Source organism: Blautia sp. AF14-40 (assembly GCF_003479665.1).
In the GTDB taxonomy this organism is placed as follows: Bacteria; Bacillota; Clostridia; order Lachnospirales; family Lachnospiraceae; genus Fusicatenibacter; species Fusicatenibacter saccharivorans.
On sequence record NZ_QUHK01000011.1, the window covers coordinates 38543 to 51702 of the forward strand.

9 protein-coding genes are annotated in these 13160 nt (G+C 50.6%); all 9 read left to right on the forward strand.

Translation table 11 applies throughout. From position 1 onward, the window contains the following. The first annotated feature begins 183 nt into the window (after positions 1–183). The gene (gene gltB / locus DWW13_RS09770) at positions 184–4722 is read left to right on the forward strand and encodes a glutamate synthase large subunit (protein WP_118719983.1); all 4539 of its coding nucleotides are present in this window, start codon (positions 184–186) and stop codon (positions 4720–4722) included. A 14-nt stretch (positions 4723–4736) separates the two neighbouring features. After that, the gene (locus DWW13_RS09775) at positions 4737–6221 is read left to right on the forward strand and encodes a glutamate synthase subunit beta (protein WP_118719985.1); all 1485 of its coding nucleotides are present in this window, start codon (positions 4737–4739) and stop codon (positions 6219–6221) included. 139 nt (positions 6222–6360) lie between these two features. Then, on the forward strand, positions 6361–7692 hold the full coding sequence (gene glnA, locus DWW13_RS09780) for a type I glutamate--ammonia ligase (RefSeq protein WP_117761554.1): 1332 nt from the start codon (positions 6361–6363) through the stop codon (positions 7690–7692). A 23-nt stretch (positions 7693–7715) separates the two neighbouring features. Beyond that, the gene (locus tag DWW13_RS09785) at positions 7716–8264 is read left to right on the forward strand and encodes an ANTAR domain-containing response regulator (protein WP_022462354.1); all 549 of its coding nucleotides are present in this window, start codon (positions 7716–7718) and stop codon (positions 8262–8264) included. A gap of 27 nt (positions 8265–8291) precedes the next feature. Continuing rightward, positions 8292–9506 (forward strand): LL-diaminopimelate aminotransferase, encoded by a 1215-nt coding sequence (locus DWW13_RS09790; protein ID WP_118700408.1) that lies wholly within the window; start codon positions 8292–8294, stop codon positions 9504–9506. Between the two features lie 166 nt (positions 9507–9672). Beyond that, on the forward strand, positions 9673–9822 hold the full coding sequence (locus tag DWW13_RS18835; RefSeq protein ID WP_158555021.1) for a hypothetical protein: 150 nt from the start codon (positions 9673–9675) through the stop codon (positions 9820–9822). A 194-nt stretch (positions 9823–10016) separates the two neighbouring features. After that, entirely contained in the window at positions 10017–11345 is a 1329-nt protein-coding gene (gene aspS, locus DWW13_RS09795; RefSeq protein ID WP_118719987.1) for an aspartate--tRNA(Asn) ligase, read from the forward strand. A gap of 39 nt (positions 11346–11384) precedes the next feature. Beyond that, on the forward strand, positions 11385–11678 hold the full coding sequence (gene gatC / locus DWW13_RS09800) for an Asp-tRNA(Asn)/Glu-tRNA(Gln) amidotransferase subunit GatC (RefSeq protein ID WP_022462350.1): 294 nt from the start codon (positions 11385–11387) through the stop codon (positions 11676–11678). A gap of 15 nt (positions 11679–11693) precedes the next feature. Then, complete coding sequence (gene gatA, locus DWW13_RS09805; protein ID WP_118719989.1) at positions 11694–13154, forward strand: Asp-tRNA(Asn)/Glu-tRNA(Gln) amidotransferase subunit GatA; 1461 nt, start codon at positions 11694–11696, stop codon at positions 13152–13154. Positions 13155–13160 lie beyond the last annotated feature (6 nt).

Sequence of the window (13160 nt, forward strand, 5' to 3'; positions counted from 1 at the left end):
GAAAGTTAAGAAAAAATATAAAAAATTATATAAAAATTAAATTTGCTCTTTACAGGACGAAAAAAATAGAGTATAGTAAGGGCAATCCAGAAAGAACGGCGGGGAACAAAAGATTCCCCTCCATTCTTTTCAGAAAAGACAAAGGATAACCGAAAATAAGGAAAGTAAAGGAAGGGAAGCCGTATGACACAGAGCAAAGAGCGTGTCATGGGAGAAGAAGGGCTGTACCGTTCTTCCTTTGAACACGACAACTGCGGTATCGGAGCCGTCGTGAATATCAAAGGTGAAAAATCCCATGCGACCGTAGAAAACGCATTAAAAATCGTAGAAAATCTTGAACATAGAGCCGGCAAAGACGCCGAGGGTAAAACAGGAGACGGAGTAGGAATCTTGTTGCAGATATCGCACAAATTCTTTTCCAAAGCCTGTTCGACCCTCGGTTTTTCATTAGGCGGAGAACGGGAATACGGCGTCGGCGTATTCTTCTTCCCACAAAATGAGCTGAAACGGAACCAGGCAAAAAAGATGTTTGAGATCATCGTGGAAAAAGAGGGACTGGAACTCCTTGGGTGGAGAACCGTGCCGACCGTTCCGGAAGTTCTCGGCCATAAGGCAAGAGAGTGTATGCCTTACATCATGCAGGCATTCATCAAAAAACCGGAGGATGTGGAAAAGGGAATCGCTTTCGACCGTCGTCTGTACGTCGTACGCCGTGTTTTCGAACAGAGCAACGACAACACCTACGTGCCATCCCTTTCCAGCCGTACCATCGTATACAAAGGTATGTTCCTCGTAGGACAGCTCCGCACCTTCTTCCGCGATCTGCAGGATGTCGATTATGAATCTGCAATCGCCATGGTGCATTCCCGGTTCAGCACGAACACGAACCCAAGCTGGGAGAGAGCCCATCCGAACCGTTTCATCGTACACAACGGCGAGATCAACACCATCCGCGGAAACGCCGACAAGATGCTGGCCCGTGAGGAGACGATGTCCTCCCCGATGCTGCAGGATGAACTGCACAAGGTTCTGCCGGTTGTCAACACCCAGGGTTCTGACTCTGCAATGCTCGACAACACACTCGAGTTCCTGACCATGAGCGGTATGGATCTTCCGCTGGCTGTCATGATCACGATCCCGGAGCCGTGGGCAAACAACGATACGATTTCCCAGGAGAAACGTGATTTCTATCAGTATTATGCAACGATGATGGAGCCGTGGGACGGACCGGCATCGATCCTGTTCTCCGACGGAGATGTGATGGGAGCAGTGCTCGACCGCAACGGTCTTCGTCCTTCCCGTTACTACATCACTAACGATGGATTTCTGATCCTCTCCTCTGAGGTCGGTGTTCTGGAAGTTCCGGAAGAAAAAATCGTCTTAAAAGAGCGTCTCCATCCGGGCAAGATGCTTCTCGTCAACACCGTACAGGGAAAAGTCTTAAACGATGAGGAAGTCAAAGAATATTACGCAAAGAAACAGCCGTACGGCGAATGGCTCGACAGTTATCTGGTACAGTTAAAGGATATCAAAATCCCGAATCTGCCGGTCGAAGAGTACACGAAAGAAGAGCGGATGCGCCTGCAGAAAGCGTTCGGCTACACCTACGAGGAGTACCGTTCCTCCATCGGAAAGATGGCATTAAACGGTGTCGAGGCAACCGCTTCGATGGGTATCGATACCCCGCTTGCCGTTCTCTCCCATGAGCATCAGCCGCTGTTCAACTATTTCAAACAGCTCTTCGCACAGGTAACGAACCCGCCGATCGACTGCATCCGTGAGGAGATCGTAACTTCCACAAGCGTTTACGTCGGACGTGACGGAAACCTGCTTGAGGAGGAGCCGAAGAACTGCCAGGTATTAAAGATCAACAATCCGATCCTGACCAATACCGATATGCTGAAGATCAAGAACATGAAAGTCGAAGGCTTCAAGGCAGTGACCGTTCCGATCACCTACTACAAGAGCGCACCGCTTGACCGTGCGATGGACCGCCTTTTCGTCGAGGTTGACCGTGCACACCGGGCAGGAGCCAACATCCTGATTCTCTCTGACCGCGGTGTCGATGAGAACCATGTGGCGATTCCATCCCTCCTGGCTGTATCTGCGGTTCATCAGCATCTGGTAAAAACGAAAAAGAGAACTTCTCTTGCGATTATTCTGGAGTCCGGCGAGCCGCGCGAGGTGCACCATTTCGCAACACTGCTCGGCTACGGTGCCTGCGCAATCAACCCGTATCTGGCACTCGACACGATCCATGAGCTGATCGAAGAGGGCATGATCAAGAAAGATTACTACGCAGCCGTTGAAGATTACAACCACGCAGTCATCTCTGGTATCGTAAAAATCGCAGCGAAGATGGGTATCTCCACGATCCAGTCGTATCAGGGTTCCCAGATCTTCGAGGCCATCGGTATCTCAGCAGATGTCATCGACAAATACTTTACCGGTACGGTCAGCCGTGTCGGCGGTATTACCTTGGAAGACATTGCAAAAGATGTCGATGAGCGTCATTCCCAGGCATTCGATCCGCTGGAGCTGTCTACCGATCTGACACTGGACAGTATCGGCCGTCATAAATCGAGAAGCCAGGGCGAGGAGCACCGCTACAATCCGCGCACCATTCATACACTGCAGGAGTCCACAAGACGCGGCGACTACAAGATGTTCAAAGAGTACACAGCAATGGTCGACAGCGAGGAGAGCGGCTATCTGCGGAGCCTGATGGACTTCGATTATCCGGAGCAGGGCGTTCCGCTCGAAGAAGTTGAGAGCGTAGATTCTATCGTAAAACGATTCAAAACAGGTGCGATGTCCTACGGTTCTATTTCCCAGGAGGCACATGAGACACTGGCAATTGCCATGAACCGTCTGCATGGAAAATCCAACACTGGTGAGGGCGGTGAGAGTGATGACCGTCTCGAATCCCCGGAGAGATGCTCCGCGATCAAACAGGTAGCATCGGGAAGATTCGGCGTTACCAGCAAATACCTTGTCAGTGCAAAAGAGATCCAGATCAAGATGGCCCAGGGTGCAAAACCGGGCGAGGGCGGCCACTTACCGGCCGGAAAGGTTTACCCGTGGATTGCAAAAACACGTCACTCCACACCGGGTGTATCCCTGATTTCCCCGCCGCCGCACCACGACATCTACTCCATCGAGGACCTTGCACAGCTGATTTATGACCTGAAAAACTCGAATGTGAATGCAAGAATCTCCGTTAAACTGGTATCCGAAGCAGGTGTTGGTACTGTCGCAGCCGGTGTTGCAAAAGCCGGAGCACAGGTTATCCTGATTTCCGGATATGATGGAGGAACGGGAGCAGCACCGAGAAGTTCCATCCACAATGCAGGACTTCCATGGGAGTTAGGCCTTGCCGAGACCCATCAGACGCTGATCAAAAACGGCCTCCGTAACCGTGTCATGATCGAGACCGATGGTAAGCTGATGAGCGGCCGTGACGTTGTGATTGCAGCACTCCTTGGCGCCGAGGAATTCGGTTTTGCGACCGCACCGCTTGTAACGATGGGATGCGTTATGATGCGTGTCTGCAACCTCGATACCTGCCCGATGGGTATTGCAACCCAGAACCCGGAGCTGCGTAAACGTTTCCGCGGCAAACCGGAGTACGTCATCAACTTCATGCACTTCATCGCAGAAGAGATGCGGGAATACATGGCAAAACTTGGCTTCCGCACCGTTGACGAGATGGTCGGCCGTTCCGACCTCTTAAAGAGAAATGATAAAGTGACGAACGAGCACGCAGACCGCGTAGACTTAAGCCAGATCCTGAACAATCCGTTTGCAAAAGCAGGCGAGAAGGTAACGTTCGATCCGAAAGATGTTTACGACTTCAAACTTGGCGCAACCCTGGATGAGAAGGTACTCTTAAAGAAATTCGGTCCGGCAATGGATAAGAAAGAGAAGAAGACCGTCAAAGTCGAGATCACCAACACCGATCGTACCGTGGGAACGATTCTTGGTGCCGAGATCACCAGAAAATTCGGCACCTCTCTGGAGCCGGATACGTACACCGTACAGTGCAAGGGTGCCGGCGGACAGAGCTTCGGAGCATTTATTCCAAAAGGACTGACCCTGGAACTTGAGGGCGATTCGAACGATTACTTCGGAAAAGGCCTCTCTGGCGGAAAACTGGTTGTCTACCCGCCGAAAGCAAGAAAGTATAAACCGGAAGAAAACATCATCGTCGGAAACGTTGCCCTCTACGGCGCAACGAGCGGTGAGGCGTACATCAACGGTATCGCAGGAGAGCGTTTCTGTGTCAGAAACTCCGGTGCTTACGCCGTTGTCGAGGGTGTCGGTGAGCATGGATGCGAGTATATGACCGGCGGCCGTGTCGTTGTCCTCGGCGCAACCGGAAAGAACTTTGCGGCCGGCATGAGCGGCGGTATCGCTTATGTCCTGGATGAAAAGAGCAACCTGTACCGCAATTTGAACAAGGAAATGATTTCGATTGAACTGGTAGAAAGCAAATACGATATTGCAGAGCTGAAAAACATGATTGAAAAACACGTCGCACACACCGGCTCTGAAAAAGGTAAAGAAATTCTCACACACTTTGACGAATATCTGCCGAAATTCAAGAAGATCATTCCGAATGACTATAAGCGCATGATGATGCTGAGTGCCCAGATGGAAGACAAGGGCCTTAGCAGCGAACAGGCACAGATTGAAGCATTTTACGAAAGCATGCGTAAGTAGGAGGAAGAAGAATTATGGGTAAGCCAACTGGATTTATGGAATATCAGCGCAAGACGGGAAACACCGTTGCCCCGCTTGAGCGTATCAAAAACTTTAAGGAATTTCATCTGCAGCTCCCGAAAAAGGAGCAGCAGATGCAGGCTGCCCGCTGTATGGCATGCGGTGTACCGTTCTGCCAGGCGGGAACCATGATTGCGGGAATGGCCTCCGGCTGTCCGCTGCAGAACCTCGTTCCGGAGTGGAATGACCTTGTGTATCTTGGAAACTATGAGCAGGCATACCGCCGCCTCACCAAGACAAACTGTTTTCCGGAATTTACCTCCCGTGTCTGCCCGGCACTCTGCGAAGCAGCCTGTACATGCAACGTAAACGGAGACCCGGTCTGCACGAAGGAAAATGAACGCGCGATCATCGAAAACGCATGGGCAACCGGCCTGATTACGCCGCAGCCGCCGAAAGTGCGCACCGGAAAACGCGTTGCCGTTGTAGGAAGCGGTCCTTCCGGCCTTGCAGCAGCGATGCAGCTCAACCGCCGCGGCCATTCTGTTACGGTCTTTGAACGCCGCGACCGCGTGGGCGGACTTTTACGCTACGGTATTCCGAACATGAAACTCGATAAGAGCGTCATCGACCGCCGTGTGGATCTGATGAAGGCCGAGGGCATTGAGTTTGTGACGAATGCTGATATCGGAAAAGATGTAAAAGCTGACAAACTCTTAAAAGAATTTGACCGTGTCCTGCTCTGCTGCGGTGCGGCAAATCCAAGAGATATCAAGGCAGAGGGAAGAGATGCAAAGGGCATCTACTTTGCTGTCGATTTCCTGACCTCCGTAACGAAGAGTCTTCTGGATTCCAATTTTGAGGATCATGCCTACATCGATGCAAAGGGCAAACACGTTGTTGTCATCGGAGGCGGCGACACCGGTAATGACTGTGTCGGAACTTCCATCCGTCTCGGTGCCAAATCTGTGACACAGCTTGAGATGATGCCGAAAGCACCGGATCAGCGTGCCGAGAACAATCCGTGGCCGGAGTGGCCGAAGATCTGCAAGACGGATTACGGCCAGGAAGAGGCAATCGCCGTATTCGGCCGTGATCCGCGGATTTACCAGACAACCGTAACGGAATTTATCAAAAACAAAAAAGGTGAAGTCTGCCAGATCAAGACCGTAAAACTGACACCGAAAAAAGATGAGAAATCCGGCCGTATGATGATGGTTCCGGTTGAGGGAACAGAAGAGATTCTCCCGGCAGATCTCGTTCTTATTGCAGCAGGCTTTTTAGGATCCCAGAAATATGTGACCGATGCATTTAAAGTGGAAGTCAACCAGTGCACCAACGTGAAGACAGGTGACGGAAAATACCAGACAACAAAAGAAAATGTCTTCACCGCAGGCGATATGCACCGCGGCCAGTCCCTGGTCGTATGGGCGATCCGCGAGGGACGCGAGGCAGCAAAGGCAGTCGATGAATCCCTGATGGGATACACGAATCTCTAAGTTTTTCTTGACAAAACACGCGAAAAACTGCTATAATATGCCCAAAACAAGGGTGTTTTTACGCAAGGTGTCTTTCTGCCCTGCCGCGTGAAAGCACCCTTTTCGTTTAGAATCGTCTTTGATAAAGGAGAGAATCGATATGGCAAAGTATACGAAGGAAGCGATCCTTCAGATGGCGGAGGAAGAAGATGTTGAATTTATCCGCCTGCAGTTTACCGATATGTTTGGAATGATGAAAAATATGGCCATCACCGCCGGACAGCTGGAAAAAGCCCTGAATAATCAGTGCGTTTTCGATGGCTCTTCGTTCGAAGGATTTGTCACCATCGAGGAAGCAGACATGTTTCTGCACCCGGATCTCGACACCTTTGCAATACTTCCGTGGCGTCCGCAGCAAGGAAAGGTTGCAAGATTGATCTGTGATGTGTATGATAGAGAGGGGAATCTTTATGCAAAGAGTTCCCGAACCATCCTTCAGAAGGTAATTTCCGAAGCGAAAGCGATGGGCTATGAGTTTGAAATCTCACCGGAGTGTGAATTTTTCCTGTTCCACACCGATGAGGACGGCGGAGCAACGAGTGTAACGCACGACAAAGGCGGTTATCTGGATCTTGGACCGCTGGACCTGGGAGAAAACGCGCGGCGCGATATGGTGCTGACTCTCGAAGAAATGGGAATCGACGTTGAGTCTTCCTTCCACGAGGTAGCGGCAGGCCAGCACGAACTGGATTTCTGTCCGGCTGCAGCACTTCGGACGGCAGATCAGCTGATGACTGCCAAATTTGCTATCCGTACGATTGCAAAACGTCATGGCCTTCACGCAACCTTTATGCCAAAACCAAAAACCGGAGTTCACGGATCGGGTCTTCATCTTTCCTTCTCCCTGTTTCAGGAGGGAAAAGATGTGTTTGCCGACAAATCCGATGAATACGGGCTCAGCAAAGAGGCATATTACTTTATGGGCGGACTGATGAAACACATCAGCGGAATCGCAGCGATTACCAATCCGCTTGTAAACTCCTACAAACGTCTGACACCGGGATACGGTGCACCGATCTACGTGGCATGGTCTGCAAAGAACAGAAGCCCGCTGATCCGCATTCCGCTGACGGGAGACGGTATTATGGCCATTGAGCTTCGATGCCCGGATTCGGCAGCCAATCCGTACCTGGCACTTGCTGTCTGCATGGCAGCAGGACTTGACGGTATCAAACAGAAAATCGTTCCGCCGTCCCCGGTGGACCGCAATATTTCCGATCTGACAGAAGAAGAACGAAACGCGATGCAGATCACCCTTCTCCCGGGAAGCCTTGGAGAAGCGGTCGCAGAGTTAAAGAAAGACGATTTTCTGTGTCAGGTACTCGGCCAGGAATTTGTGGATGGATATATCAATGCCAAAGAAGAAGAGTGGCATGAGTATCTCCGCCAGGTATCCGACTGGGAGACCGAGAAATATCTGTACCGTATTTAGACGACGAAGGGGCCTGAAAATGCATGAGCAGCATAGTGATAGTACTTCCCAAAATAGAAGATGGAAAGCGCATCCGGGATATTCTGGCAAAAAGAGGATATGAAATCGATGCTGTCTGTTCGACAGCGGCAGCGGCGCTCGGAGAGATGAACAACTTAAACGGCGGTATCGTCATCTGCGGCTACAAGCTTCCGGATATGTTTTTTACGGATCTGAATGAGTGTATGCCGTCCGGCTTCCAGATGCTTCTGATTGCATCGAGCCGCGCATTAAGTGCGGTGGAGGGAACCGGAATCATGGCGGTTACGATGCCGCTTTCCGTGTACGAGCTGGTCAATACACTGGAGATGATGCTGCAGAGTGCGGCACGGCGCAGAAAGAAAGAGCGGGCAAAGCCCAAGGTGCGCAGCGCCGAGGAACAGCACATCATCGATCGTGCAAAAAGCCTTCTGATCGAACGAAATCACATGACCGAGTCGGAGGCCCATCGCTACATGCAGAAATGCAGCATGGACAGCGGCACCAATCTGGTTGAAACGGCACAGATGGTGCTGACGCTTTTGACAGAGTAAGAAAAAGTGAAAAGGAGCGACATAATAATGTTCAAAATCAATGACAATTATCTGAAATTGCCGGGAAGCTATCTGTTTTCCACCATTGCAAAAAAAGTTGCAGCTTACACCGAGGCAAATCCGGACGCGAAAATCATCCGTCTTGGAATCGGCGACGTAACCCAGCCGATCGCACCGGCGATCATTGAAAAGCTGCACGGAGCAGTGGATGAGATGGGACACGCAGAGACCTTCCACGGATATGCACCAGATCTTGGATATGCTTTCCTTCGCGATACCATCGCAAAAAATGATTATCGGGACAGAGGATGCGATATCTCATCTGATGAAATTTTTGTATCGGACGGCGCAAAATGCGACTGCAGCAACATTCAGGAGATCTTCAGCCTGGACAACAAGATCGCTGTATGCGACCCGGTTTATCCGGTTTATGTAGACTCCAACGTAATGGCAGGCCGTGCCGGTGACTACGACGCAGCAACCGAGCGTTTCACGAATGTGATTTACATGCCGTGTACTGCAGAAAACAACTTCACCCCGGATCTCCCGAAAGAAACCCCGGATCTGATTTATCTGTGCTTCCCGAACAACCCGACCGGCGCTATGGTTTCCAAAGCCGAGCTGCAGAAATGGGTTGATTATGCAAATAAAGTAGGAGCCATCATCCTGTATGATGCTGCATACGAGGCATATATCTCAGAAAAAGACATTCCACATTCCATCTATGAGTGCGAGGGTGCAAGAACATGTGCCATCGAAATGCGCAGCTTCTCCAAGAACGCAGGCTTTACCGGTATGCGTCTTGGATTCACCGTTATCCCGAAAGACATCAAATCCGGCGATGTGACTCTGCACAGCCTGTGGGCACGCCGTCACGGAACGAAATACAACGGAGCTCCGTACATCATCCAGAGAGCCGGCGAGGCTGTTTACTCTCCGGAAGGAAAAGCACAGTTAAAAGAGCAGGTTGCTTACTACATGAAGAACGCAAAAGTCATCTACGACGGATTAAAGGGCGCAGGCTACACCGTATCCGGCGGCGTCAACGCTCCGTATATTTGGCTGAAAACACCGGAAAATATGACTTCCTGGGAGTTCTTTGATCACCTGCTTGCAGACGCAAACGTAGTCGGAACACCAGGATCAGGCTTCGGCCCGAGCGGAGAAGGCTACTTCCGTCTGACTGCATTCGGTACGTATGAGAATACAGTAGAGGCAGTGGAGAGGATCAAAAAACTGTAAATTGTGTGCGAAATACCAATAAAACAGAATTTCTGCGCAATTTTATAAACGCGCGAAAAAATAATTTTGTATAGATAAAATTCACGAAAAATGCATTAGAATTTATATAAAATCCGTAAAAATTAGGTGTTTACAAATGCAAAACTGCTGTGCTATAATGCACAATATGAAAAAGGCAGTGAAGGAAACTCCGTATGCGGAATCTGACAGGAAGCCGATGTCACCGACTGAGAGCATCAGCATGGAGGAAACATACAATGGGGAACATTCCGGAGCCGGTCTGCTGAACATGAGATCCGAACAGGAAATCAAGTAGGCAGATCCGTGATACGCGTTAAGTATAAATGAGTGGGCGTTTTCCCCCGGAAAATCGGAGAGAAAAACGCAATGCGGGTGGTACCGCGGGAACATAAAATATCCCGTCCCGGAACAGTAGTTAAAAAACTGTTCCGGGACTTTTTTATTTGAAAAAGCAATCCGGGACAGGCGAGAAAGAGAGGAGAACAAGACATGGAATTTATGACAGGCGTAAAGAAAAAAGAAGACATCTCCGTAAAAACTCTGCTGGAGACACCGGAAGGCACAGAAGTAAAACTCGAAGGAGCCGTACACATCATCCGTGACATGGGCGAGGTTGCCTTTGTCATCTTAAGAAAGAGCGAGGGACTCGTTCAGTGTGTGTACGAAGAAGGAAGCGTTGACTTCCCGCTGAAAGATCTGAAAGAGGAATCGGCAGTTGCCGTAACCGGAACGGTCAAAAAAGAGGACCGCGCACCGGGCGACGTCGAAGTCAGGCTGCAGACCATCACCGTTCTTTCCGAGCCGACCGAGCCAATGCCGCTCGCAGTCAACAAATGGAAAATGAACACCTCCCTCGAAGCAATGCTGAACATGCGGCCGATTGCTCTTCGAAATGTCAGAGAGCGTGCAAAATTCCGTATTCAGGAAGGCGTGGTACGGGCGTTCCGTGATTTTCTTCATTCCCAGGGATTCACCGAAATCCATACACCGAAGATCGGCGCGAAAGGCGCTGAGGGCGGCGCAAACATCTTCAAGCTGGAATATTTCCACCGCCCGGCTGTCCTGGCACAGAGCCCGCAGTTCTACAAACAGATGCTCGTCGGCGTGTTTGACCGTGTCTTTGAAGTCGGACCGGTTTTCCGTGCAGAGAAACACAACACGAAACGTCATCTGAACGAGTATACCAGCCTTGACTTTGAGATGGGCTACATCGAGGATTACACCGACATCATGGCAATGGAAACCGGATTTTTACAGTACATGGTGGAGCTTCTTAAAGAGGATTACGCAAAAGAGCTGGAGATCCTGAAAGTTATGCTTCCAAAGACAGAAGAAATCCCAACTGTACCGTTCACGAAAGCGAAAGAGCTGGTAGCCGAGAAATACAACCGAAAGATCCGCAACCCGTTCGACCTTGAGCCAGAGGAGGAGCTTCTGATCGGCCAGTATTTCAAAGAGGAGTACGACGCAGACTTTGTATTCGTCAGCGAATATCCGTCGAAAAAGAGACCGTTCTATGCGATGGACGACCCGGAGGATAAGAGATACACAAAGAGCTTCGACCTGCTGTTCCACGGTCTGGAGATTACAACCGGAGGCCAGCGTATCCACGATTACAAGATGCTTTCTGAAAAGATCGCAGCCCGCGGCATGACAGAAGAGGGCATGGAGCAGTACTTGAGTGCTTTCAAACACGGTATGCCGCCGCAAGGAGGTCTTGGCATCGGTCTGGAGCGTCTGACCATGAAGCTGATCGGTGAGGACAACGTCCGCGAGACAACGCTGTTCCCGCGTGATCTTACAAGACTGGAGCCGTAAGCAGATCCTGCTGGAAAATAAAAAAGGAGAATGAGTGAAATGGCAAATGTGATTTCAGATGAAACGATGGAATATGTCGGCATCCTGGCAAAGCTGGAATTAAAGGATGAGGAAAAAGAATCCGCACGGCAGGATATGCAGAAAATGCTGGATTATGTAGATAAATTAAACGAGCTCGACACCAGCAAGGTCGAGCCGATGACCCACATTTTCGAGATGGGAAATGTATTCCGCGAGGATGAAGTAACCAATGGCGACGACCGCGATGCAATGCTTGCCAATGCACCGGAAGTCAAAGAGGGCCAGTACAAGGTTCCGAAAACGGTAGAATAGCAGGAGGAGATTGATATGGAAATCAAAGATATGACAGCAGTACAGCTTTCTGCCGCAATCAAAGAAGGAAAGATCACTGTAGCGGACGCTGTAGAAGCGTCACTTGCGGCAGTCAAAGCATCGGAAGAATCAATTCACGCATTCCTTCTTGTGGATGAAGAGGGTGCAAGAGCACGCGCGGCCGAAGTGCAGAAGAAAATTGACGCAGGAGAGCTCACCGGTCCGCTGGCCGGCGTTCCGATTGCGGTCAAGGACAACATCTGTACGAAAGGTCTTGCGACGACGTGTGCGTCAAAGATCCTGCAGAACTTTGTTCCGACGTACGATGCAGAGGTTATCACACGGCTCGAAGAGGCGGGAGCCGTTATCATCGGAAAGACAAACATGGATGAGTTTGCGATGGGAAGTACGACAGAGACTTCCGCGTACGGCGTGACGAAAAATCCATGGAACACCGAACACGTTCCAGGTGGTTCCTCAGGCGGTTCCTGCGCAGCCGTTGCAGCAGGAGAAGTACCGATGGCACTTGGCTCCGATACCGGCGGATCGATCCGTCAGCCGAGTTCCTTCTGCGGCGTAACCGGCATGAAACCGACGTACGGCACCGTTTCCCGTTACGGACTGATCGCTTATGGTTCCTCCCTTGACCAGATCGGACCGGTCGCAAAGGATGTGACAGACTGTGCAGCACTGCTGCAGACGGTCGCTTCGTATGATGCAAAAGATGCGACATCGATGAAACGCGACGATTACGATTTCATGAGCGCTTTAAAAGAAGATGTCTCCGATCTGAAAATCGGTATTCCGAACAGCTGCTTCGGCGAAGGCCTGGATCCGCAGGTGAAGGAATCCATTTTAAAAGCTGCCGATGTCCTGAAGGCACGCGGAGCAGAAGTAGAGTATTTCGATCTCGACCTCATTGATTATGCCATTCCGGCTTACTACGTTATTGCATCCGCTGAGGCAAGCTCCAACCTGGAACGCTTCGACGGCGTGAAATACGGTTTCCGTGCCAAAGAGTACGAAGGACTCCACGATATGTATAAGAAGAGCCGTTCTGAGGGCTTCGGTCCGGAGGTGAAACGACGGATTATGCTGGGAAGCTTCGTCTTAAGCTCCGGTTACTATGATGCGTATTATCTGAAAGCACTGCGCACGAAAGCCCTGATTAAAAAAGAGTTTGACCGCGCATTTGAAAAATACGATATGATTTTAAGCCCGGCAGCACCATCGACCGCACCGCGTCTCGGGGAATCGCTTTCCGATCCGCTGCAGATGTATCTGGGCGATATTTACACAGTATCCGTCAACCTCGCCGGCCTTCCGGGCATCACCGTTCCGTGCGGTATGGATGATAAGGGGCTTCCGATCGGCATGCAGCTTATCGGAGACTGTTTCTCAGAGAAAAAACTGTTCCGTGCAGCGTACACCTATGAGCAGGCACGCGGTGCATTCGGGCAGCCGAAAGAATGGTAAGGAGGA

What these genes read in the sequence shown, in the direction of transcription:
- glnA (WP_117761554.1), top strand. Translation starts at nt 6,361, where the DNA reads ATGGCAAAGTATACGAAGGAAGCGATCCTTCAGATGGCGGAGGAAGAA.
- aspS (WP_118719987.1), top strand. Translation starts at nt 10,017, where the DNA reads ATGGAATTTATGACAGGCGTAAAGAAAAAAGAAGACATCTCCGTAAAA.
- gatA (WP_118719989.1), top strand. Translation starts at nt 11,694, where the DNA reads ATGGAAATCAAAGATATGACAGCAGTACAGCTTTCTGCCGCAATCAAA.
- DWW13_RS09785 (WP_022462354.1), top strand. Translation starts at nt 7,716, where the DNA reads ATGAGCAGCATAGTGATAGTACTTCCCAAAATAGAAGATGGAAAGCGC.
- DWW13_RS18835 (WP_158555021.1), top strand. Translation starts at nt 9,673, where the DNA reads ATGAAAAAGGCAGTGAAGGAAACTCCGTATGCGGAATCTGACAGGAAG.
- DWW13_RS09775 (WP_118719985.1), top strand. Translation starts at nt 4,737, where the DNA reads ATGGGTAAGCCAACTGGATTTATGGAATATCAGCGCAAGACGGGAAAC.
- gatC (WP_022462350.1), top strand. Translation starts at nt 11,385, where the DNA reads ATGGCAAATGTGATTTCAGATGAAACGATGGAATATGTCGGCATCCTG.
- DWW13_RS09790 (WP_118700408.1), top strand. Translation starts at nt 8,292, where the DNA reads ATGTTCAAAATCAATGACAATTATCTGAAATTGCCGGGAAGCTATCTG.
- gltB (WP_118719983.1), top strand. Translation starts at nt 184, where the DNA reads ATGACACAGAGCAAAGAGCGTGTCATGGGAGAAGAAGGGCTGTACCGT.